At 44.4% G+C, this 23,768-nt stretch carries 17 protein-coding genes and 1 rRNA gene (1 of these 18 cut by a window edge); 13 read left to right on the top strand and 5 right to left on the bottom strand.

Annotated elements, in window-relative coordinates:
• A 16S ribosomal RNA gene (locus tag L0P89_RS10925) occupies positions 1-1,507 on the bottom strand (it extends 17 nt beyond the left edge of the window).
• A 295-nt stretch (positions 1,508-1,802) separates the two neighbouring features.
• A complete protein-coding gene (locus L0P89_RS10920) occupies positions 1,803-3,824 on the bottom strand; it encodes a putative porin (protein WP_235265140.1) in 2,022 nt (673 codons plus the stop codon).
• Positions 3,825-3,980: 156 nt separating this feature from the next.
• On the opposite strand from L0P89_RS10920, the gene L0P89_RS10915 reads away from it, so the two are divergent.
• The 8 genes from L0P89_RS10915 to L0P89_RS10880 all read left to right on the top strand — a co-directional run bounded on the left by L0P89_RS10915 (position 3,981) and on the right by L0P89_RS10880 (position 16,508).
• A complete protein-coding gene (locus tag L0P89_RS10915; protein WP_235265139.1) occupies positions 3,981-8,282 on the top strand; it encodes a thrombospondin type 3 repeat-containing protein in 4,302 nt (1,433 codons plus the stop codon).
• A 53-nt stretch (positions 8,283-8,335) separates the two neighbouring features.
• A complete protein-coding gene (locus tag L0P89_RS10910) occupies positions 8,336-9,004 on the top strand; it encodes a hypothetical protein (RefSeq protein ID WP_235265138.1) in 669 nt (222 codons plus the stop codon).
• Positions 9,005-9,011: 7 nt separating this feature from the next.
• Complete coding sequence (locus tag L0P89_RS10905; RefSeq protein ID WP_235265137.1) at positions 9,012-9,614, top strand: ribonuclease HII; 603 nt, start codon at positions 9,012-9,014, stop codon at positions 9,612-9,614.
• A 28-nt stretch (positions 9,615-9,642) separates the two neighbouring features.
• Positions 9,643-12,105: a ribonuclease HII gene (locus L0P89_RS10900; protein WP_235265136.1), complete on the top strand. Its 2,463-nt coding sequence runs from the start codon at positions 9,643-9,645 to the stop codon at positions 12,103-12,105.
• Positions 12,106-12,229: 124 nt separating this feature from the next.
• A complete protein-coding gene (locus tag L0P89_RS10895) occupies positions 12,230-13,561 on the top strand; it encodes an OmpA family protein (protein ID WP_235265135.1) in 1,332 nt (443 codons plus the stop codon).
• 11 nt (positions 13,562-13,572) lie between these two features.
• On the top strand, positions 13,573-14,265 hold the full coding sequence (locus L0P89_RS10890; RefSeq protein ID WP_235265134.1) for a hypothetical protein: 693 nt from the start codon (positions 13,573-13,575) through the stop codon (positions 14,263-14,265).
• Between the two features lie 34 nt (positions 14,266-14,299).
• Positions 14,300-16,000: a hypothetical protein gene (locus tag L0P89_RS10885; protein WP_235265133.1), complete on the top strand. Its 1,701-nt coding sequence runs from the start codon at positions 14,300-14,302 to the stop codon at positions 15,998-16,000.
• A 22-nt stretch (positions 16,001-16,022) separates the two neighbouring features.
• On the top strand, positions 16,023-16,508 hold the full coding sequence (locus L0P89_RS10880; protein WP_235265132.1) for a DUF11 domain-containing protein: 486 nt from the start codon (positions 16,023-16,025) through the stop codon (positions 16,506-16,508).
• A 1-nt stretch (position 16,509) separates the two neighbouring features.
• Here L0P89_RS10880 and lipB read toward each other — a convergent pair whose 3' ends face one another.
• Positions 16,510-17,226 carry a lipoyl(octanoyl) transferase LipB gene (lipB, locus tag L0P89_RS10875; RefSeq protein WP_235265131.1) on the bottom strand — a complete coding sequence of 239 codons (717 nt, stop codon included), beginning with the start codon at positions 17,224-17,226 and terminating at the stop codon, positions 16,510-16,512.
• A gap of 15 nt (positions 17,227-17,241) precedes the next feature.
• Complete coding sequence (locus L0P89_RS10870; RefSeq protein ID WP_235265130.1) at positions 17,242-17,400, bottom strand: YqaE/Pmp3 family membrane protein; 159 nt, start codon at positions 17,398-17,400, stop codon at positions 17,242-17,244.
• 77 nt (positions 17,401-17,477) lie between these two features.
• On the opposite strand from L0P89_RS10870, the gene L0P89_RS10865 reads away from it, so the two are divergent.
• The 5 genes from L0P89_RS10865 to L0P89_RS10845 all read left to right on the top strand — a co-directional run bounded on the left by L0P89_RS10865 (position 17,478) and on the right by L0P89_RS10845 (position 22,965).
• Positions 17,478-18,518: a response regulator transcription factor gene (locus tag L0P89_RS10865; RefSeq protein WP_235265129.1), complete on the top strand. Its 1,041-nt coding sequence runs from the start codon at positions 17,478-17,480 to the stop codon at positions 18,516-18,518.
• 99 nt (positions 18,519-18,617) lie between these two features.
• A complete protein-coding gene (locus tag L0P89_RS10860; RefSeq protein ID WP_235265128.1) occupies positions 18,618-19,163 on the top strand; it encodes a thioredoxin family protein in 546 nt (181 codons plus the stop codon).
• Between the two features lie 213 nt (positions 19,164-19,376).
• Positions 19,377-21,068: a lysine--tRNA ligase gene (gene lysS / locus L0P89_RS10855; RefSeq protein ID WP_235265127.1), complete on the top strand. Its 1,692-nt coding sequence runs from the start codon at positions 19,377-19,379 to the stop codon at positions 21,066-21,068.
• A 43-nt stretch (positions 21,069-21,111) separates the two neighbouring features.
• Positions 21,112-21,489 (top strand): VOC family protein, encoded by a 378-nt coding sequence (locus L0P89_RS10850; RefSeq protein WP_235265126.1) that lies wholly within the window; start codon positions 21,112-21,114, stop codon positions 21,487-21,489.
• A 45-nt stretch (positions 21,490-21,534) separates the two neighbouring features.
• Positions 21,535-22,965 (top strand): SLC13 family permease, encoded by a 1,431-nt coding sequence (locus L0P89_RS10845; protein ID WP_235265125.1) that lies wholly within the window; start codon positions 21,535-21,537, stop codon positions 22,963-22,965.
• Between the two features lie 51 nt (positions 22,966-23,016).
• Here L0P89_RS10845 and L0P89_RS10840 read toward each other — a convergent pair whose 3' ends face one another.
• On the bottom strand, positions 23,017-23,604 hold the full coding sequence (locus L0P89_RS10840) for a leucine-rich repeat domain-containing protein (protein ID WP_235265124.1): 588 nt from the start codon (positions 23,602-23,604) through the stop codon (positions 23,017-23,019).
• Positions 23,605-23,768: the final 164 nt, after the last annotated feature.

The following is a 23,768-nucleotide window of genomic DNA, read 5'->3' as shown; positions in this document are numbered from 1 at the left end:
CGCACCTTCCGGTACGGCTACCTTGTTACGACTTAGCCCTAGTTACCGGTCTTGCCCTAGGCCGCTCCTCGCGGCGACGGACTTCAGGCACTCCCGGCTTCCATGGCTTGACGGGCGGTGTGTACAAGGCCCGGGAACGTATTCACCGCGCCATGGCTGATGCGCGATTACTAGCGATTCCAGCTTCACGGGGCCGAGTTGCAGGCCCCGATCCGAACTGTGACCGGTTTTGGAGATCCGCGCCCCCTCGCGGGGTGGCATCCCCCTGTACCGGCCATTGTAGCACGTGTGTGGCCCAGGACGTAAGGGCCGTGATGATTTGACGTCATCCCCACCTTCCTCGCGGTTTGCACCGGCAGTCCCGTTAGAGTCCCCATCTTTACATGCTGGCAACTAACGGAAGGGGTTGCGCTCGTTATAGGACTTAACCTGACACCTCACGGCACGAGCTGACGACAACCATGCAGCACCTTGCAATGTGTCCGAAGAAAAGGGCGTCTCTGCCCCTGTCACAATGCATTTAAGCCCTGGTAAGGTTCCTCGCGTATCATCGAATTAAACCACATGCTCCACCGCTTGTGCGGGCCCCCGTCAATTCCTTTGAGTTTCATTCTTGCGAACGTACTCCCCAGGTGGGACACTTATCACTTTCGCTTGGCCACGGAGACCAAAGTCCCCACAGCTAGTGTCCATCGTTTACGGCGTGGACTACCGGGGTATCTAATCCCGTTCGCTACCCACGCTTTCGTCCATCAGCGTCAGTACATGGTTGGCCACCTGCCTTCGCGATCGGTGTTCTATGTGATATCTATGCATTTCACCGCTACACCACATGTTCCGGCAACCCCACCATGACTCAAGACCTACAGTATCAAGGGCAGTCCCACGGTTGAGCCGTGGCCTTTCACCCCTGACTTATAGGCCCGCCTACGGACCCTTTAAACCCAATGATTCCGGATAACGCTCGGACCCTCCGTATTACCGCGGCTGCTGGCACGGAGTTAGCCGGTCCTTATTCTTACGGTACCGTCAGATCCCCACACGTGGGGAGGTTTCTTCCCGTATAAAAGCGGTTTACAACCCGTAGGGCCGTCATCCCGCACGCGGCATGGCTGGATCAACCTTCCGGCCATTGTCCAATATTCCTCACTGCTGCCTCCCGTAGGAGTCTGGTCCGTGTCTCAGTACCAGTGTGGGGGATCCCCCTCTCAGGGCCCCTAGCCATCGTCGCCCCGGTGGGCCGTTACCCCACCGGCAAGCTAATGGCACGCATCGCCATCCCCGTCCGATAAATCTTTAGACCCGTTGCCATGCGGCAACGGGTCGCCATGGGGCATTAATCCACGTTTCCATGGGCTATTCCCCTGACAGGGGCAGGTTCGATACGCGTTCCGCACCCGTGCGCCACTCGTCATCTGGTCGCAAGCAACCAATGTTACCGTTCGACTTGCATGTGTTAGGCCTGCCGCTAGCGTTCATCCTGAGCCAGGATCAAACTCTTCATCGTGTTGTCTTTAAATAGACCCCTAAAACGACCGAGCACCCGGCGATCAAAATGGTTCCTTCTCTTTCTTTACGCTGTCTGTATTCCCAATATGTACATGAACTTCTTTACATAACATGCCCCCGGAAAAACACAAAGATCCCGAGGGAAACACCTTGCCATAACGGCAAAGCGGGTGCAAATATAATCACGTTATTTTAATCCCACAAATAGTTGAGAGAGAAAATAAACCAAATTGTCATTGCAATTGATTAAAGATTTCTCTTTCAAAGAATTGCGAAAATTGGTTGGGAAAACTTTATGAAAAGAAGTTCCACACCAATCCGAAGCGGATAACAAAATCACGATACGGATATTCGGGAGCAGCATAATAGTTATAACTTTTGCTCCAAACCGTATTTAGATGCTCGGCTTTCAAATAGATGCGGGTCTGTCGTATTTTGGCGTTGATGAAAAAATCAATCATGGGAAAACCACCAAACTCTTCTCTATTCTGTACATAGAATTCACCCAACAAAGGATGATACGCATTGGTATTATAGGCGGTAAAATATTTTAAGGTCACCCCTGTCTGCAAATACATGGCCTTTTTAAACACATCTTTCGAAAAATATAATGTGTTTCGAGTCACGACCTGAGGTACGTTCAATACATTTTCTTCTTGTGAAACATTCTGGTACATGACCGTGTTCATGAGCGCCCATCTTCTCCATCTGAATTCTTTGGCCAATTTCACTTTTAGATAGTCAATGGTTCCTTGGCTTTGGAAGGGCCTTACAAAAGCCCTCTCTTCACCATTGGTAATATCTTCTTCTGATGCCGTGGACGTGAAGTAGGTATAATTGTCTATTGCATCATAACTTGCCGTCAATGTGCCGAGTAGTTTTGAGTTCCATCCAAAGGCAATACTTTTTACATCTTCTTTTTCAAAAACAGTGTTGTTCTGCCAATTGAAGTTTTGATAATCGCTCTGAAACAACAAAGTGTTGAAATTGGGCATCTTCGATGAAGCGTGTATCGAACCGAAAACGCTATTGTTATCGTTGATTTGATACGCTACTTGACCATTTAACAGCGTGCCCGATAGGTCACCGGAAATATTGAGCGAGAAATCTCCCCTCACAGAGATTCGTCCAAAAGTGTTTTCATATTTTCCGCCAAAGTTGATTTCTTCGCCGTTTAACCTATTATCGATTTGGCCATCGTCCCTGATCAGAATACTGTTGAAAAAATAATCGTACGAGTAATGATTGATACTGGCCGTAATCTTACCCAGGGTCTTATTGGTGAACGTGGCAAAAACTTGATTGTACATGGTTTTAAGATTTGCCTTATCATCAATTGGCACCTCAAAAGGTGCCGGATCTGTACCAAAGGCCGCTGCAGCATTGTCTTGTAAAAACTGATAAAACCTGGTCTCATAGCTAAAGACATGACCAAGCGACAATGTGCTTTTTGGTTGCAAAGAGTCTTTAGATGCCCTAAAAAGATTGATTTGGTGGTCGAGAAAATATCGTTTGCCCAAGACCCTATTGTCAGCAAGGGTATTGCTCGAACTGCTAAAAAGTACATCGGCCCTCGCCCTATCTAAAAATTCTTCATTACCTGACTCAAACTGTTCACGATTCGACAACCCTCCGTTTTCTTCAGTATTCAAATTTTGGGCAGCTATATGTGCCCTTACCTGATACTTGCCGTTCTTGGTCACATAATTAAATGTAGCCACAAAATTGCTCGACTCTGCTTGATCGAACTGATACTTGCCCAACGACCTGAACCCTCTATGGAACACTGAGAGGTTCAAACGTTCTGAAGTATTTAGTGTCAGCAAGGCGTCCAACAATTGACCCTGCTCCAATGTGGTCTTGAAAAAGAGCTCGGTCATGGGCGTGGGAACATTGTAGTAAGACACGTCTTCGAACTCTTTATAATTGAAGTGTTTTGCGGTAGCACCGATTCTGGGGTAAAGCCAATTGTCTCGCATCTCTTCTGCCAGACTGTTATAGGGTTGGCCCAAGTTTGAAAAGGGCATGAGCTCGAAATCATCTCTCCTCAAGAAATTGTACTTGTAATCTTTTTGTATCGTCAGCGTGGTATCTACAAAGGTGGTATCCCTATTATGGAAAATGACCAAATAATCTTTTATGGAAACGGTTCTTGCCTCACCCTTTTTTTTCTTGTCCTTTTTTGAAATCAATGTGGAATCTTGACTTTTTTGAGGTCTCGGCAATGAATCTACCTGCGAATGCAGTGATGATAATCCGAAGAACAAAAAAAGAAAGAACAGGTGTCGTATCATGGAAGCATCTTGCAGGGACAAAGTTATATTTTTTTGTTCCTAAACAAATGTGAAAGTTTTATGGTCGTTTGGTTAAACTAAATATCACAACTAGTCGAAAAAATGTTAAAAACTGTTAACCGAACTAAAAAAAATCCATATTTTGAGCCATTGATAGCTAATACAACAGACCTGAGCATGAAAATAAAATTACTCCTTCTCTTGTTGGTGACATGTTCCATATCATTTGCCCAATATAATGAGAGTGCGCCATGGATGAAAGAACTGAAAAAATCAAAGTCAAGGACTTCTGCTGCCAAGGGTGGCAGCAACAATGAGATATATACATTTCACGAAATCACCGAAGCATTTGACAACTATTGGAAAGACAAAGACAAAAGTGCCAAGGGAAGCGGTTATAAGCCCTTTATGCGTTGGCGAAATTATTGGCAACATTTTGTAAAGTCAGATGGCACCTTGCCGACAGCAAAAGAACTATGGCAAGCCTATGAAAACAAACAAGCAGCCGTAGGGCCTGTAAACCCGACCAGCAGTTGGACCGCCGTAGGACCCGTAATAAGTGGCGAACTGGCAGGAGCGCTTCCCGGAATTGGCCGTATTAATGCCGTTGCAGTAGACCCCAACGATGAAAATGTCTGGTACGCCGGAGCACCCGCTGGGGGATTTTGGAAATCTACCGATGCGGGCACTACTTGGGAAACCCTTTTTGATGATTTTCCGCAGATAGGTGTCTCGGGCATTGCCATAAAGCCAGATGATTCAAACACTATTTTGATCGCTACGGGAGATGATGATGCATTTGACTCGTTCAGCGCAGGTGTTTTTAAATCGACCGATGGGGGCGTCACTTGGAATGAAACCAGTATTAACCCTAGCAATCAAAATGAATTTGACGTCTTAAATGAGATTGTGTATGACCCAAGTGATTTCAATGTGGTCTGGGTAGCAGGTACCGATGGCCTTCAAAAATCATTGGATGGGGGCGAAACTTGGGAAGTGATGTTAGCTGGCAATATAACAGATTTCAAGTTGAAACCCGGAGATTCAAATACCATATATGCTGTTGACCCAAACTCTTATTTCAAATCGACCGATGGGGGCGAAACCTTTACTGAAATAGCAGACGTGCTTCCGACAAACGGGGGCAGAATGGTACTCGGCGTATCGCCGGCAGACCCCGATGTTCTTTATGTGCTGGTGGCTGACATCATAGACAGGTCTTCGGCATTTTTAGGTCTTTTCAAATCGACCGACAGCGGCGATTCGTTCACTAGAACGGCAAATACAGAAGATATTTTTGAATCAAACCAAGCTTGGTTCGATTTGGCAATAGAGGTTTCACCGACCGATGCAAATGAATTGTATGCAGGATGCCTAAACATTTGGAAAAGCACCGACGGTGGTGATTCGTTCACCCAATTGAACCAATGGTTCTCCAATACTCCATCCTATACCCATGCCGACATCCATACGCTCAAATTTTTTGGCAGCAAGCTTTTTTGCGGCAGCGATGGGGGTGTTTTTGTTTCCGATGATGGCGGTGCTACTTTTGACGACTATTCTGATGGTATAGCCGTAACACAATTTTATCGTATCGGTATCGCAAAAAATGATGCGAGTAGAATTGTAGGGGGCACCCAAGACAATTCTGGCTTTGTCTATAACAACAACGAATGGAACATCTATACAGGTGGTGATGGCATGGACTATGAAATTGATCCGACCAATAGCAATATCGCCTATGGATTTCTGCAATTCGGCAATCCCCTTTTCATAACTACCAATCTGGGGCAGACTGTGGGCTCGATACAATCGCCCGATACGGGGTCGGGAAACATTCAAGGAAACTGGATTACCCCATTGGCCATTGATGGAGAGGGCACTGTATATGCTGCGTACAATGCTGTTTATAGACTTAATGGAAGTGAATGGGAAAGTGCATCTGATGTTATCAATGCCGAAAGTGATATCGATGATTTGGAAATAGACCCGAACGATCCCAACATCATGTATCTAGCTGAAAGTGACGTGCTCTATAGAAGCGAGGACAGAGGTGAAAATTTTGTTGCCATTGATACTATGGCCACCATAATCTCTGACATAGCGATTAACAGCAACAATAGTAATATTGTATATGTTACGACTTCGCAAAGAGTTGGGGCTCCTCAAAGGGTACAACCCGACGGAAGAGCGGTTTACAGAATAACCGTTGATGGAAATATTCTTGTTTCTAATGAAGACATCACTTTCGATTTACCTTCTGACCAAGCCTATTTTGCAATAGCCCATCAGGGGCGAAACAGTGACAATCCCATATATGTGGGTACCAGTTTGGGCGTATACCGGTTAGATGACACCTTGACCGAATGGGAGCAATATTCAACCAATTTACCCAACACCACAGTAAGTGATCTAGAAATCAGTCCCGATGATGAAATGCTGGTGGCCAGTACTTATGGTAGAGGGGTCTGGCAAAGTCCTATCCCCATACAGTTGCCCGATGATGATGTGAGATTGGTTTCAGTTGAAGCGGTTTCGGGCATTCTTACCTGTGATGAAATCATTCCTGAAATAACGATTGAGAACAAAGGTTTGAACACCATATCACAGGTCGATGTTACTTATAATATCAATGATGGCAGCGATGAGACATTTACATTCAACGGCGCTGTCAATAGCGGCGAGGTAGAGACTTTCACTCTTCCTGCCCTGAACACGCAGATTGGGGTCAATTCAATTTTGAGCGTATCGGTCTCCATAGCAAACGATACCTTTCCAGACAATAATTCACAAAAAACATCTTTCTTCATCACCAACAACGCAGCAGCTGTTGACCAACTTTTTGACTTTGAAACCGATGCAACCTCATTGCTGACCTATGATTTGATAGCTGGCACTTCGCCAATTGCTGGTGGGGTATGGGAAAGAGGTGTGCCGACGGGCGCTTTATTGAATACCGCAAGTTCGGGCACCCAGGTTTTGGGCACTAATTTAGATGGTAACCATCCTGATATGACCACTGGGGTCATTTATAGTGGATGCTATGATTTCTCATCTATCTTGGCACCGAGATTGAGCTTTCAAATGGCCTATGATCTTGAAGAGAATTGGGACATTGTTTATGTGCTATATTCCACCGATAATTTTGAGACATCAAACGTTTTGGGTGAGTTGGGCAGTCAACCCAATTGGTACAATAGCAATCGTACCGCGGCCAGTTCAGGTAATACCGATTGTTTTAATTGCCCTGGCGCACAATGGACGGGCACCGATGCGACCATGACCAGATACACCTACGATTTTGTCGCCAACATAGCTCGGGGAGAAGTCGATCTGACAGGTGAGACGAACATTCAATTTGCCATTGTTTTCGTATCCGATCAATCTGTAAACCAAGAGGGGGCGATCGTTGATGATTTTGTGGTCGAAGGGCTTGTAGATGATGATGACGATGATGATGATGGTATTCTTGATATAAATGACAATTGCCCCTTAGTGGCCAATGCGGCACAAGATGACAATGATGGTGATGGCATAGGTGATCTTTGTGACAGTGATGATGACAACGATGGCATTCTTGATTTGGATGACAATTGCCCATTTACTGCAAATGCCGACCAAAACGATCTGGATGGAGATGGTATCGGTGATGTATGTGATGATGATATCGACAATGACGGTGTACCCAATGCCGTCGACCAATGCCCTAGTACCCCTGCTGGCGCCGTAATTGATGTCGATGGTTGTGAAGTGTTCTCGTTACCAGCCAACAATTTTGCCCTCAAAACAATAGGAGAGTCCTGTATTTCAAACAACGATGGCGTGGTTGAAATCACTGCAGACATGAATCTTGATTATATTGCGACCCTAACCGATGAGGGCGGGGCCGACACCACGAATGACTTCAATGACACCACCAGTTTTGGCGATTTGAGTGCCGGAGACTATACACTTTGCATCTTGGTCGAAGGGCAGTCTGAATATGAACGTTGCTTTGACATCACCATTACCGAGCCTGAATCGCTCTCTGTTAATTCGAAGATAAGTTCTTTAAATAGCGAAGTAACCCTGACTCTTTCTGGTGGCGAACGGTACTTTATTAATTTGAATGACGAAATCTTTACCACTTCTAGAAGTGAGATTACCCTACCACTAAAAAAGATAGAGAATGTACTTTCTGTAAGAACTGATAAAGACTGCCAAGGTAGTCATGAAGAGACCATTTTACTCAGTTCGAAGGTTTTTATCTATCCAAACCCTGTTTCATCGGGAACGTTGAATGTTTACCTTGGTTCAGGCGAGTTTGAACAAGTAGGGGCATCGATTTATGACATTGATGGAAAAATAGTATTCAAAAAGGACATAAGACCAGAAAACGGGCAGATCATCATGGATGTTTCAGGGTTTTCTCAAGGCCTCTACCTATTGAACATCAAAACTGAAAGGTCACTTCTAAATTTCAAAATCTTAAAAAGATGAAGATAAACGGTATTTGCAATCTAGCTGTGTTAAGCTTTTTTTCCTGTATAATAATGGCATGCAGTAGTTCAGGCGGTGACGGTGATGATAGTCCACCCCCTGATGATCCAGTGGCGGCTCCTACAGCGGCTACGTTGGTATTTCCTGAAAATAACACCGAATGTACCGAAGGGAATGTTATCAGTGAAACAAGAAGCTCTGTGACCTTTCGATGGAATGCTGCCCAAAATGCGGATAGCTATGAACTGAATGTCATCAATCTGAACACATCAGTAGCCTCAAGGACCACTACTGCGAACAATGAAGCTTCTTTTTCAATCAATCGGGGCACACCCTATGAGTGGTTTGTGGTTTCTAGGGCAAATGGCACCACTGAAACAGCGACCAGTTCCACTTTCCGTTTTTTCAATGAAGGTCCTGGCATAGAAAACTATGCCCCCTTTCCTGCAGAGGCCGTAAACCCTGCCAGGGGGGCCAACCTAGCCTCGACGGCAACCGTTACATTGGAATGGTCGGCCAGTGATGTCGATGATGATATCGAACAATATGAGGTATTCTTTGGAACGGAAGCCAACCCTACCAATTCATTGGGCACGACCACAGATACCAGTATAGCCGATGTGGCCGTGACATCGGGCAACACCTACTACTGGACGGTGACCACAACAGATAGCCAAGGCAATACCTCTACATCAGAGGTGTTTCAATTTAGGGTCAATTAACTGAACATTGGGTGGATTAAAAAGGTTTTATCGACTGCACGAAGAGGCGGGCACCGATGAGGCCGGGCGTGGATGCTTGGCAGGCCCTGTAACGGCCGCTGCATTGATTCTTCCTAAAAATTTCACAAACGAAGTGCTCACCGACTCAAAGCAGTTGAGCGAGACCAAGCGTGAATCGCTACGTCCGGTTCTGGAAAAATATGCCCTCTCATTTGGGGTGTGCCATGTGTTTCCTGATGAAATTGATGAGGTCAACATTCTTAACGCTTCCATTTTGGCCATGCACCGTGCACTTGACCAATTGACCTGCAAAGTGAATTTTATCATTGTTGATGGTAATAGATTCAAACCCTATGGCAAAATACCCCATGAATGTATTGTGAAAGGAGATGGCAAATACTTGAGCATTGCCGGGGCATCGGTTTTGGCAAAGACCCATCGTGATGAATACATGACACGTTTGCACAAAGAATTCCCTATGTACAATTGGAAACAGAACAAAGGTTATCCTACAAAAGAACACCGTGAGGCCATTAGAAAATTTGGCCTGACCAAATATCACAGAAAAAGTTTCAAACAACTCCCTGAGCAATTGAAACTTGAGTTCTAAAAAGCTACATTTGTGCTAAACTCTTGCGATGAGGTTGCGAACGCTTCTTATTACCACGCTGCTCGTTTTAGCATCTTGTACCCCAGAAAAAAAAGTGTTGGACCCATTGCTCGGCCATTTGCCCCCCAATGCGGCACTCATTATCAGAATCAATGATTTTACGGGTTTCAAGAGTGAGCTGAAGAATCAGTCTTTTCTTTCAGGTCTGGCATCGACGTCACTATATGGCGCAATACACAAAACCATTTCAGGTCTTGACAATCTTACGCTTGATTCAGAGTCGTTATTGGCATTTTATGAAGTCGGCAAAGAGCGTTTCGAATTCATTTTGGCCACAAAAGAAAACTCGATCGATTTTGTTTTGGATGACATCGATGGAAAAACCATAGAAACACTCTCGTACGAGGGTACCACCATCAAGCATTATCAGACTGACGAAGATAATTTCTACCAAATTCTTCAAGATGGGAAAATAATGATCAGTTCTTCGCAACTTTTGGCCGAAAATCTGGTCCGTACCAAGGGACCGCACCAATTGCCCAAGACCTTGGAAAGGCTTTACAAAAGTGCCGATGAACAGAAATCGGCCAATCTGTTTTTTGATTTTGATAGTGGCGCTGACCTAATTGCCTCCCAGCTTGTGGACAAGGATGCCAAAAGTGTCAGAAATTTTGCTGACTGGATGTACCTAGACTTTCAGTCAAATCAAGACTTTTTAGGTTTTAGAGGGGTTACCCTGGCAACCGATAGCACCAATAACCGGGTCAAGCTATTTGAAAATACGACCCCATTGACCAATCGAACCGCGGCCTTGGCACCCTTAAATGCCTCTGCCATATTATCGTACACCTTTAACGATTATGGACAATTTGCACAAAACCAAAATGATTATCTCGAAAAAGTTCAATCGCTCGACACGCTTTTCAATGCGGTAGAAGAGGTCGGACTCATCTTTACGACATCAAAAAAGGCCATTGTGCTCAATACGTTTGGCACAGAGAATCTTTCGACCTTTGTCGAATCAAAAAAAATAGGGACGACCAATTACCAAGGAAAAGAAATTCTAAGATTGAGCGATTCAAAATGGCTTTCAGAGGCCTTTGCCCCTTTGGTAAGAAATATAGAGGTCAATTTCTGTACGGTCATTGAAAATGCCTTTGTTTTTTCAGAAGCACAAGAAACGCTGCAGACCATTATCAGCAACTATGTAAGCGGGGCCACTTTTGATAAAAGCACAGCTTACAAGACCGCCATAGCTTCATTGGCGAACGAATCGAGTATACTCTTTGTATCGACTACCAACGGCATCGAGTATTTTCTTGATGAATTCTTTGAATCAAGTATTGGCAAAGATTTTGAAAATGCCAAAATGGATGATAATTCCTTTGCCGCCCAAATAGTGGCCGACAATGGTTTTTACCATACCAACATCTTTGTCTCGGCAATTGAAAAAACAAAGGCGGCAAAGAGTGTCTCACCACTGTTCACCTTACAATTGGATACTGATTTGGCCACAGACCCACAGTTTGTCAAAAACCACCGTACCAACAAGCAAGAAATCGTGGTGCAAGACCAAGACAACCATCTCTATTTGATATCCACCGATGGAAAAGTGCTATGGAAAAAGCAATTGGATGGAAAAATACAAGGAAAAATCCATCAAGTCGATATTTACAAAAACGGAAAGCTTCAGTTGGCCTTCACCACCAATGACCAATTTCTGATAGTGGACAGAAACGGCGAAATTGTTGAACCGTTCGACAAAACCTATGAAGGTGGTAATTTGAACGGTCTTTCCGTATTCGATTATGACGGTCGAAAAGACTACCGGTTCGTGGTTACCCAAGGGTCAAAAGTGTTCATGTACAACCGTAAGGGCAACATTGTCGATGGTTTCAAATACACAGAAACCGAGAGTCCGGTCATAACGTCTCCAAAACACTTCAGAATCGATAAAAAAGACTATCTCATATTTCAATTACAAAACGGCGAACTGAAAATAAGGCACCGTGCTGGGCAAGAGCGCATCAAAGTGCCACAAAAAATCGATTTCTCTAACAATGAGGTATTTTTCTACAAAAACAAATTTTCGATCACTGATAAGAAAGGGGTGTTACATCAAATCAACACGCGTGGTAAACTGACCACCACTAATTTCAACCTCAACAACGACCACGGTATGTATGCCACGAGCAAGACCCTTGCATTGATGAACGATAACGTGCTCAGCATCAAAGGCAGAAAAATAGAACTTGACCTAGGGGTGTACACCGCGCCAAAGATTTTTTATATCTACGATAAAATCTATGTGGCCGTAACCGATATACAGAGCCAAAAGGTCTATCTCTTTGACAGCCAAGCAAAATCTATTGCCAATTTTCCCGTGTTTGGCAGTTCAACCATCGATATGGCCGATATCGACAGTGACCGTAAATTAGAACTGGTGGCCAAAGACCAAGACAACTCCATCATTGTATATAAGATGAATTGAGTACCTTCTATACACCTTTTTTGTCCAACCACACATGCTTCTCCCTAAAACTCCTTTCATTTTTTTACTTTGCTAAATAGAGTTTTTCGTAACTTAAGTAGCGCATAATCAAACACTAAAGAAAATGAAAATGATAACAAAGGGCAGCCTTTTTCTAGGCTTGCTCACCCTATTTGTTTTTACTACGGATGGAAATGCCCAATTATTGAAAAAATTGGGCAAACGTGCTGAAAAAGCCGCAGAACGCACCATTGAACGAAGAGTAGATAAAGAAACATCAGAGAAGACCGATGAGGTCTTGGACAGTATTCTTGAACCAGGTAAGAAGGGGAAACAGGCACCCCCTACCCCACCTGACCAAACCGGGGGCCAGCAGGGCAATACGGGCAATGTTCCCGGTGTACAGGGCGGTTCGGGCAACCCTGATGCAGGCGGTCCGAAAACCATTCAGGTCTATAGCAAATTTGACTTTGTGCCAGGCGATAAACAATTGTTCTTTGATGATTTCGCAAATGACTTCATCGGTGATTTCCCTTCGAAATGGAATACCAATGCAGGGGGCGAACTGGTCACCCTAGGCGATTCACCCCAGAAGTGGTTAGAATTGAAATCAGGATTCAATATTTATTACGTGCCCGATGTGCCGCAGTTACCAGAAGAATATAGCATTGAATTTGATATTGGTGCCGTTGGTCTAGATAGACAAACTTCTTCAACGGCCAAACTTAGGGTCATTTTAACCGACGACGATAAATTTAGCCCTGGTAATAATTTTGCTTTTGCAGAGATTCCATTTTGTCAATATTCTGAAATCGGGGTCACGGTCGAAAACAAAATCAATGGAAAACGGGAAATACGCAGTACGGTCAAAGCCGATTTAAGGGACGAGATCTTGGAGAATCCCCATATATCGATTGCGGTCAATAAACAGCGCTTCAGACTTTGGGTAAACGAGGTTAAATATATAGATGTACCTCGATTGGTGGCCTCTGGTGCAGTTTTGCATACCGTGAAATTTCTGACCAATGGTTTCAAAGATGGAAAAGAACAGGTTTTCATTACCAATCTCAAAGTAGCTGAAGGTGGTGTCGACCTACGCCGAAAACTGATTTCTGAAGGTAAGATATCGACCAACGCCATTTTGTTTGATTCGGGCTCGGCCAACTTGCAGCCACAGTCCATGGGCGTTATTCGCCAAATTTCACAGGTATTATTGCAAGAATCGGCAATCAATCTCAAAATTGTGGGGCATACCGATGCCGATGGGGGTGACGCGGCCAATTTGAAACTCTCAAAAGAAAGGGCCGCGGCCGTAAAGAATGCCCTAGTGAGCATTTACAATATTGATGCCGGCCGATTGTCGGTCGATGGTAAGGGCGAAAGTGAACCGGTTTCCGATAACAACAGCCCTGAAGGCAAGGCCCAAAATAGAAGGGTGGAATTTATAAGGGAATGACAATCGATAAAATGAGAAAACTATTTTTAATCGCAATGTGCCTAAGTCTATGGGCACCAACAGCCTTGGCCCAATCAAATTGTAGCAAATACTACCCTATGGTAGAAGGGGCTTCGATGACCTATACTTCTTATGATAGAAAAGGAAAAGAAGATAGTACGGTAGAATATAAAGTCGTTGATGTACAGAACCAAGGAGGCGAGACCAAGGCCACCATGTCTATGGAAATGAAGCCTAAAAAAGGGGGCGCTTTAACCTCAAGCTATGAACTGATATGTCGTGAAAATGTGGTGATCATCGATTTTAAATCATTGATGAACCAGCAAATGCTTGGTCAATTTGGCAATGCGGAGGTTGATATAACCGGCCATGATATTGAATTGCCGAATGATTTGGAAGTTGGCCAAGAATTGGCAGATGCCAATGTCACAGTCAGTGGAAGCATGGGGGGCGCTTTCAATGTAAACATGACCGTTGAACAAATAAACCGAAAGGTAGAAAAAAAGGAAAGTGTCAATACCTCGGCAGGCACCTTTGACTGCTATGTCATTTATAGTGACACCAAGACCAAAATGATGGTAGCCAACCAGACCTTTTCTTCAAGAGTATGGCTGGCCGAAGATGTAGGCATTGTACAACAAGAAAGTTATAACAAAAATGGAAAGCTCATGGGAAGCATGAAGCTGACCAGCTTTTCAAAATAAAGACCGCATAGCCGAAAACCAATTCAAAGAGATCATGAAATCATTAATCCCTGTTGCCATAACCTATCGTGTAAAAGGGCTAGTGATTATATTATGTACCCTACTCGCACTGCAAATTTCAGCACAGTACAGCGTCTCTACCTGTAGCGAGCAAGGCTTGAGGCCCATTACTTCAGACGGTCAAGAAATCTTGGCCATTTATCTCAAAAGAAATGCGGAAGGAATTGGTGGGTTGGGTTGTTGGGTGCACCACCACCCTAATGGCAAAGATTATGTGGTCACCCCGCATAGTTGGGACAGCGTACCTTCTTCTTGGAGAAAGGGCTTGATACGAGAAGCTATGCAGGCCATAACAGACTCTCGAAATAAATATGTGGAATATGGCACCATGAACCAACCCTTGTACTACATTCTTGATGATGTCGATCGAACAGACGAAGCGACCGGTGATGTAACACAAGGCGAAAAGTTTTGGCTAAACGTTGAAGGTGAATGTTGGATGCGTTCTGGTGTACCTACCCTAAGACCAGAATCCCCTGAGGTGAGAAAACAAATTTTCGCCCATGAAATAGGCCATTGTTTTATAGAGGAAAATGTGCCCAAAACGGCCTATGCAAATCATGATTGGGACGCTTGGTTTGATGAAAGTGTGTCAGAATATTTATCCTCAGAGGTCTACAAAACCGCAGACGGCGAACATCAGTTTTCTGTAGCGTATGACTTTGACTCACTCTTTACACAACCCTACAACGCCTATGTATTGTGGTACTACTATGCCAAGCAGAAAGGTATTTTGTCGGTCGTTCCCTTGATGAACGCACTTACCGGCCTAAAAACCTTAAAAGCCCGTATGAATTATCTCCAATCCATAGAGTTTGATGAACTCTTCCATAATTTCTTATATGATTTTACGATGCGGAGCCTAAAAGACTCTGGTACGGGCAATCCCATTCCTGGCCCGGGTATCAATCCCGATGCCGATTTCACCTTGCTGCCTGAAAAGTCAGAAGTCAATATTCCCCGAGGGATAAATTTTGGCCAACGTGAAATAATCAATATTGTGGTACCGGAGGGTTTTAACGTGACCCTGCGCCCGCCACAAGGTTCTGAGGGCAAATTCTATAGTTCCCTGATGCCTGCCAGCGCCAATGCAATACGCACTTGGGACTCGCCAGTAGAGCTGACCGGGCATTGTTTTTCACCGATGGACATTACCGTGATGATCTCACATCTCGAGACGGACGGGATCGGAGATCTGGTAATCCCTTATGAACTACATGCCAAAGCAGATTGTTGTACTGCAGAAGCCGATACGCTCGATGGATGCATAATCGGAACCTGGGAAGTTGATGTGTCAACCATTTCGCACCTTATTGACTATGATGTCTCTGGAACTTTGAAGGTATCATTTGAGAACATGCCCGCCGGTCATCTAAATGCAACATTTAATCTAAGGTTTGATTTCGATAACGGTGATTACGATACGCACAAAGGCACGGTAAGCGCTTGTGTCGTGCCCGAGGGCAGTGCGGGGCCACTCAATTATTTCAGGCTTTCTGGCGTAAGTTTAGGGCCAGAAAATATCCATACCCACTTCTATTCACGCAGAGGTGTGTTTCTTGATCAAAAAGATGATGTGATCGAGGGCTTAAATCGGTTCAGATTTAACTATACCACCTGTACACCTGACATACTCACAGTTTTATATATGATTCAGATGAGCAGGGTACGATAACACTGATTAAAAAAAATCCATTATGAAAAAAATCATATTTCTTGCGGTCTTAGGCATCGCTATATCGAGCTTTGGACTGCTAAACGCCCAAGATTTAGAGCTCGATGTGCACGTATTACCGACTTCAATAATCGGAGATCCTGCCGCCTTCAATATCGGACTTCGCAATATGGGCGAAGAAGATGCCCATGGCATTGAGGTACAGATTAAACTGGAGCCTGGATTAAGCTATCGGAGTTTTACGCCCAATACCCTGAATTTTAATCCGGAAACCGGTATTTGGAGGCTTGATACCCTAGGCGATAAGCGCTCAAAAGTGCTGACCATATTGGCGACCTATGCCCAAAGAGACAACGCCATTCTAAGTGCCGAGGTTATCGCCAGCAGTGGACTAGATCCCGATAGCACCCCAAACAATGGTATCGACACCAATGGTAATGGTAAAATTATCAATGACAAAGGAGATGAAGACGATGGTGATGCAGCACAAAATGGACCTTTCAACTGAACTAGGCCATAGCTTTCAACTTGATGGTCTGCGCTTCAAAAAGCGTTTCAAAATGCTCGAGTAGTTTCTGTTTGACCTCATTCATTTCAACTTCCTTTTTGCCGAGCTCAACGTTTAGGGAAGTCACCGCCTTGTCTTTTATTCCGCAGGGGATCATAAGGTCAAAATAGCCCAGGTCGGCATTGATATTGAAGGCAAAACCGTGCATGGTCACCCAGCGGCTGGCTCGTACCCCCATGGCACATATTTTTCGGGCAAAAGGCGTGCCCACATCCAACCAAACCCCGGTTTCCCCTTCTGAACGCTGCCCTTTAAGTCCGTATTCGGCCAAGGTCAATATGACCATCTCTTCCAAAAAGCGAAGGTATTTGTGAATATCGGTGAAGAAATTGTCCAAATCCAAAATAGGGTAGCCCACAATCTGGCCTGGGCCATGATAGGTAATATCACCGCCACGGTTTATCTTATAGAATTTGGCCCCTTTTTCTGCCAATGCTTCTTCATCGATCAACAGATTATCTTCATCACCGCTTTTGCCCAAGGTAAATACATGGGGATGCTCGACAAATAGAAAATGGTTGGGGGTGGGCAATTCGGTGCCCTCCCTCCTATTCTTGATCTTTAGGTCGACGATCTCTTTAAAAAGTACTTCCTGATAATCCCAGGTTTCCTTATAATCTTTACGACCTAAGTCTTGCAACTGCACCTTCTTGTTCATGCTGCAAAGATACTACTATCCGTTGGTATTGTTCAAAATGACCAACGCCCCGATAACCCCGGGCACCCACCCACAAAGGGTTAAAAGCAAGACAATGAAGAAAGACCCACAGCCCTTACCAATGACCGACAAGGGCGGAAAGATAATGGCCAATAAAACACGCCAGAAACTCATATTTGTTGATTGATCGATGTACGCTATAAGTATCCGTTTTTCTTGATTTGTTACACAAAACCCGTACTTTTAATTCAATGAAAAGAATCTGGCATATACTATTGTTCTGCCCTTTGATGGTACTGCATGGGCAATATGTTTTCAAGGGACAGGTGCCAGAACGGTTCAAGCACCAAGAAGTATCCTTGTCTTTAATCGAGGATTACCGAAAATCGTCGCGCGTCTACTTTGACCAAATCATTCAAAAAACTCAGGTTGATTCACTGGGATTTTTTTTGTTTGAAGGCGATAACCTCAACAGTCATAATCGAATCTATCGGATTCATGTGGATGGATGTAATGGTGAAGGCGCTTCAAAAAGCCATTTTCTCAAAGAGTGCAATGAAAGTGAGAGCATTTTGTTCATTGCCAAAAACACCGATACGGTCTCGTTGCCCCTTGATTCGTTCAACCAATCGTTCTGCGATGTTGTCTCGACCAATGCCTCATCGATAATGTTGCTTGAAATAGAGGACCTGAAAGAGCAAATGTTTTTAGACTTTGTCGAAAATGAGAGCGAAACGAGTATGCGTCTCAACCTTGAAAAATGGTTTGAACGATGGCAAGATTTCGGAAAGCAGACCAATGAACCCTTGGCCGAATTGTATACCTACGCTTTTTTGTCAGATCGGGCGAGTGAAACCCGCGAACACTATTTGGGCGACTTGCCTATCAATGCTTACTATACCGAACTATCTGATCGATTATCGAAAAAGTATCCCTCGGCGGCATTTACAGCACAGTATCAGGGAGAACTCAAAGCCGACCAAAGTTATTATGATGCCCAAAAAGCCTATTCTTCAAACCTCGAACCAGTATACCTTTATTATGTTCTGGGCACCTTGGGCATTGTCTTGTCGATAATTTTTATCACCAAGAAAAAAAGGGGGAAGAAAAAAAACGATGCAAAACTCACCCAACAAGAACGGCGAATATTCGATGCCATTCTTTTGGGTAAGACCAATAAAGAGATCGCTTCAGAGCTTTTTATCAGCGTAAGCACCGTAAAGACCCATATCAATAGTCTTTACAAAAAAATGGGGGTCTCTTCACGTACCGAGCTCAGATCTAGGGCCTGATCGTTGAAAATTCAACCAGGGGTCTAGTCCCCATTTCCAACCTTGATTTATTGTCAATACAGTGTATTCATGACATTTTCGGGTCAAAACCCGTAAATCATGAGAACTATTTTTATTGTCTTTTTTTCAACATTTGTCATGCATGCCCAAGAATTCAACAGGGAAATCATATTGGATAACGGCAAGCAATTTTTGGTCGGAAAAATCACCCTGCAGCGACTGAATACAGAGCCATACAAGGCTTGGTACAATACTGCCCATGAAAGCTATGCCGTCGACCAAGCTATGGTGCAACTCTTCAAGAACAAGCTATCAGACTACAAAATCTTACTGTTTTTGGGCACTTGGTGCGGTGATAGCAAGAGGGAAGTGCCAAGGTTCATCAAAATTTTGGAAGCTGCCGACTACTCGCTGGAGAATCTCTCGATAGTGGCTTTGGACCGACGTAAAGAATTCTACAAAAAAAGCCCCACCGGCGAAGAAAAGGGTCTGAACATCATCAAGGTGCCCACATTCATTTTCTATAAAGATGGGATTGAAATCAACCGTATTGTCGAAAGCCCGATTGAAAGCCTTGAGGAAGACATTACTGCCATAGTCGGCAATAAAACCTATACGCCCAATTACACACAAGGCAGAAAGTGAGATTGAAAAGTTAAGGCGTAAAAGTGTAATTTTGCGCTTTAATTTTTCTAGGGCCTGTTTAAATTTCCGCAATTGGAATTTGTATGGGTTATTTTTGGTGCAGCACAAGGCAAGATCGACGAAAATAGCAGTGCTATTCGAGAAAATTTTAACGAAGTGATGCCCAAAAAGGGACATGGAAAAATGATTAGGGAAATTTAAACAGGCTCTTACATGCAACTATCAGAACAAGAAGTCGTACGACGCGAAAAATTGGTCAAGCTTAGGGAAATGGGCATTGACCCCTATCCCGCCGCCCTTTACCCTCTGAATGCCACCTCTAGAAGCATCAAAAATGGATTTGAAGAGGGCCAAAAGGTGGTCATCGCCGGGCGGTTGATGTCACGTCGTATACAGGGCAAGGCTTCCTTTGCCGAGCTACAAGATAGTGAAGGGCGTATTCAGGTCTATTTTAATCGTGACGAAATCTGTACAGGTGAAGATAAGACACTGTACAACGAGGTCTATAAAAAATTGCTCGATATAGGAGATATCATCGGTGTTGAGGGTGAGCTGTTCACCACGCAGGTCGGTGAAAAGACCGTTATGGTCAAAAATTTCTCCCTATTGAGCAAATCATTGAGGCCCCTGCCACTACCGAAGACAGATGCCGAGGGCAACATCTATGACGAATTCAACGACCCCGAGCTTCGTTATCGGCAACGATACGTTGATCTGGTGGTGAACCCATCGGTGAAGGAAACCTTTGTCAAGCGTACCAAGATAACCAATAGCATTCGTGAATTCTATAACGAAAAAGGGTATCTAGAAGTTGAAACACCCATATTGCAACCCATTCCGGGCGGTGCGGCGGCACGTCCTTTTTTGACTCACCATAATGCACTGAATATTCCTTTGTACTTGCGTATTGCCAATGAATTATACCTTAAGAGGCTGATCGTGGGTGGCTTTGACGGTGTCTATGAGTTTTCAAAAGATTTCCGCAACGAGGGCATGGACCGTACCCATAATCCAGAGTTTACGGTAATGGAGCTCTATGTGGCCTACAAAGACTATAACTGGATGATGGACACTACGGAGCAATTACTCGAAAAAGTGGCCAAAGATGCCAATGGAAGCACCCAGGTACCGGTAGGTGACCATATCATTGATTTCAAGGCCCCTTATCCACGAGTGCCCATTTTAGAGGCCATCAAGACCCATACGGGCCATGATGTGGCCGGTATGGATGAAGCACAGCTTCGTGAGGTGGCAAAAGAATTGGATATAGAAGTCGATGCCACCATGGGCGTGGGCAAATTGATCGATGAGATCTTTGGCGAAAAGTGTGAGCACCATTACGTGCAGCCCACCTTTATCATCGATTACCCAAAAGAGATGAGCCCATTGACCAAAGAGCACCGCAGTAATCCCGCGCTCACCGAACGTTTTGAACTGATGGTCAATGGTAAAGAACTGGCCAATGCCTATTCAGAGTTGAACGACCCCATTGACCAGCGCGAGCGTTTTGAAGAACAACTTCGTCTTTCTGAAAAAGGAGATGACGAGGCCATGTTCATCGACCAAGATTTTCTGCGGGCCCTAGAATATGGTATGCCCCCCACTTCTGGCATCGGCATTGGCATTGACCGCCTCGTCATGCTAATGACCGACAACGCCTCGATTCAAGAGGTACTGTTCTTTCCACAAATGCGACCAGAGAAAAAGCAAGTTGAGCTTACCGAAGAAGAAAAAACCATTATGGATATCTTAAAACCAAACGGTGAAATGTCTCTGATCGAACTAAAGGAAAAAGCAGGCCTGAGCAATAAAAAGTGGGACAAAAGCACCAAGAACCTCTCAAAACTTGGCCTTTTTGAGGTAGAAAAAAAGAATGATGCCCTTTTGGCCCGCTTCAAAAAATAGCATATTTCATTATCTTTAGGGATAGGTACCAATCCCTCAGACAATGAACACATTAGGCTACTTTGAAATACAATCTTCAGATCCTGAACGTGAAATTGATTTCTATGCTACCCTATTTGATTGGAGTTTCATCATAGATGAAACGGTTCCGATTGAATATTATCGCCTTGTAGGCGCCGGTGTACAGGGTGCCCTTTTGAGACGACCGACCAAAGTGCCTCCAAAAGAACATGGCACCAATGCCTTTACCTGTTCTTTTCAGGTTAAAAACTTTGACCTTACGGTCAAAATCATCGAAGAAAAAGGCGGTCAGGTGGCCATGCCCAAATTTGCCATACCAGGTCGCTGTTGGCAAGGCTATTTTTTAGATGCCGACCATAATGTCTTCGGCATTTTTGAGGTAGATGAGGGTGCGAAATGAATCCTTTTTTCAAATTTCACCTAAAAAGCCTAGCTTAGGATCCCGATGGAACTAAGCAAAAAAATAGGGCTTATCTTGGGGCCCATCATCTTTCTGATCTGTATCAACCTTCCTTTTGAACTGGTGACCGAAAAAGGTGATGCGGTCATCGCAATTGCCCTTTGGATGCTTATTTGGTGGATTACCGAAGCGGTCTCCATTTCTGTAACGGCCCTATTGCCGTTATTGCTGTTTCCCATTCTAAAAATATTGCCGATGGCCGATGTGGGCGCCAATTACGGCAGCCCCATCATTTTTCTGTTCTTCGGGGGTTTTGTATTGGCCCTTGCCCTTGAAAAGGTCAATCTGCACAGGCGCATTGCGCTCAATATCATTCGTTTGACGGGCACTACCCCCGACAAAGTGGTACTGGGCTTTATGATCGCGACCGCTTCATTGAGCATGTGGATCAGCAATACCGCCAGTACAGTGGTTATGTTGCCCATTGCCCTTTCGGTCATCGATCTGCTCATACATGATGAGGACGGATTCACAAAAAGAGATCAAAACTTTGCGCTGAGTGTTATGCTGGGCATAGCTTTTTCGGCCAATGCAGGGGGTATTGCCACCGTTATTGGCACACCTCCCAACTCGGTACTCATCGGCCTGCTGGAAAACGAATATAACATCGAAATCTCTTTTTTGAAGTGGATGACCATCGGTCTCCCCTTTTCTGCACTAATGATCGGTATCATTTACTTTGTACTTGTGAAATGGATGTTTCCCAATCGCGACCTGAAATTCAATGCCTCAAAAGAGGTCATCGATAAAGAGCTAAAGAAATTGGGACCCACCTCTGGCAAAGAAAAGATGGTGTTGACGATTTTTGGGGTCACTGTCTTTCTCTGGATTTTCAGAACATTGATCAACTCCATCATTCCAAGTTTAGGGCTTTCTGATACCATGATCAGCATGTTTGCGGCCATTGCACTGTTTTCGGTACCGTATAATATCAAAAAAGGAGATTTCATCATCAATTGGAAAGACACCTCACGATTGGCGTGGGGCATTTTGATTCTTTTTGGCGGTGGTCTCGCATTGGCCAAGGGAATGTCGGTCAGCGGTATTGTCGATTTAGTGGCAGAAGCCATTGCCAGCAGCGATATCAGTATTCTATTGACCGCTTCACTGTTGATACTTTTAATGCTCTTCATGACCGAGCTGATGAGCAATGTTGCCTTGGTGGCCGTTCTGGCCCCAGTAGTGGCCGGTATTGCCATTGGGCTTGGCGTGCCCATGCTCTATCTGTTGATTCCCGTGACCATGGCCAGCAGCTGTGCATTTATGCTGCCGATGGCAACACCCCCCAATGCCATTGTTTTTGCCAGTGGCCATGTGAAAGTGCCTCAAATGGCGAGGGTAGGCATTATTCTGAACCTGATTGCAGTGGCCTTATTGATTCTGATGTTTCAGTTTGTGCTTCCATTGTTGTTCTAAACAAAAAAAGGACGCCCGAGGGCATCCTTTTTAAATTTGTTTCAGACATAGTTATTCAATATCCTCATATTCAAGGTTTGCCATTCGAACGTTCTGTGATTTAAGACTGAGCAATTGCAGGTGCTTGAAATCACTGTTCATATCGAAAAAGACCAATTGGTGTTTTTTTATTTCTTCCAGCCCTCTGAAGTCTTCAAAATTGTTATTGGCCAATTGCAATGATTTTAATTTGGAAAGTTTTGCAAAACCTCTCGGAATTCTTCCTGTTAGGCCATTGCTTGACACATTGAAGGTATAGAGTTGGGTCATTCTTCCGATGCCCCCTGGTAACCTGCCTTTCAATTTGTTTCCTGAAAGATCGAGATGCTTCAAGTGTTTCAAATTGACCAATGTCAACGGTATCTTACCTTCCAGGTTATTGTTTGAAAGATCTAGGCCTACCACATGTCCATCTTTGATGGTGACCCCTTTCCATGCGGTCATGGGTGTATTGAGGTCCCAAGATTCTGTCCAGTTATAACCCTTCGTATTACGGTACACTTCGACCAAGGCCACAAATTCCCTGTAGGTCTGGGCCGAAATGGTGCTCGTCAAAGTAAAAACAAAAACAAGCACAAAAGCAATCTTTCTAAGTCTCATAGCCATCGATTTGGTGGTTGAGCCCAAAAATGACGTATTTAGAAGACCTATGCAATTTTTTGTTGTAAATGACTAATTTCTAGTGGTGAGCAAAAAAATCCCGCCCGAATGGGCATTCGGGCGGGATTTCTTTAAAAACTAACTAACTCAACCAACTCTATATA

The sequence above is a fragment of the Muricauda sp. SCSIO 65647 genome, from assembly GCF_021534965.1.
Lineage (GTDB): Bacteria > Bacteroidota > Bacteroidia > Flavobacteriales > Flavobacteriaceae > Flagellimonas_A.
This window is presented reverse-complemented; position numbering and strand designations above follow the sequence as displayed.

Excerpts from the sequence above, each read along its gene's own strand:
- L0P89_RS10860 (WP_235265128.1), top strand. The coding sequence starts at position 18,618 with ATGAGAACTATTTTTATTGTCTTTTTTTCAACATTTGTCATGCATGCC.
- L0P89_RS10900 (WP_235265136.1), top strand. The coding sequence starts at position 9,643 with ATGAGGTTGCGAACGCTTCTTATTACCACGCTGCTCGTTTTAGCATCT.
- lysS (WP_235265127.1), top strand. The coding sequence starts at position 19,377 with ATGCAACTATCAGAACAAGAAGTCGTACGACGCGAAAAATTGGTCAAG.
- L0P89_RS10840 (WP_235265124.1), bottom strand. The coding sequence starts at position 23,604 with ATGAGACTTAGAAAGATTGCTTTTGTGCTTGTTTTTGTTTTTACTTTG.
- L0P89_RS10845 (WP_235265125.1), top strand. The coding sequence starts at position 21,535 with ATGGAACTAAGCAAAAAAATAGGGCTTATCTTGGGGCCCATCATCTTT.
- lipB (WP_235265131.1), bottom strand. The coding sequence starts at position 17,226 with ATGAACAAGAAGGTGCAGTTGCAAGACTTAGGTCGTAAAGATTATAAG.
- L0P89_RS10910 (WP_235265138.1), top strand. The coding sequence starts at position 8,336 with ATGGCATGCAGTAGTTCAGGCGGTGACGGTGATGATAGTCCACCCCCT.
- L0P89_RS10865 (WP_235265129.1), top strand. The coding sequence starts at position 17,478 with ATGAAAAGAATCTGGCATATACTATTGTTCTGCCCTTTGATGGTACTG.
- L0P89_RS10890 (WP_235265134.1), top strand. The coding sequence starts at position 13,573 with ATGAGAAAACTATTTTTAATCGCAATGTGCCTAAGTCTATGGGCACCA.
- L0P89_RS10885 (WP_235265133.1), top strand. The coding sequence starts at position 14,300 with ATGAAATCATTAATCCCTGTTGCCATAACCTATCGTGTAAAAGGGCTA.
- L0P89_RS10915 (WP_235265139.1), top strand. The coding sequence starts at position 3,981 with ATGAAAATAAAATTACTCCTTCTCTTGTTGGTGACATGTTCCATATCA.
- L0P89_RS10895 (WP_235265135.1), top strand. The coding sequence starts at position 12,230 with ATGAAAATGATAACAAAGGGCAGCCTTTTTCTAGGCTTGCTCACCCTA.
- L0P89_RS10850 (WP_235265126.1), top strand. The coding sequence starts at position 21,112 with ATGAACACATTAGGCTACTTTGAAATACAATCTTCAGATCCTGAACGT.
- L0P89_RS10870 (WP_235265130.1), bottom strand. The coding sequence starts at position 17,400 with ATGAGTTTCTGGCGTGTTTTATTGGCCATTATCTTTCCGCCCTTGTCG.
- L0P89_RS10880 (WP_235265132.1), top strand. The coding sequence starts at position 16,023 with ATGAAAAAAATCATATTTCTTGCGGTCTTAGGCATCGCTATATCGAGC.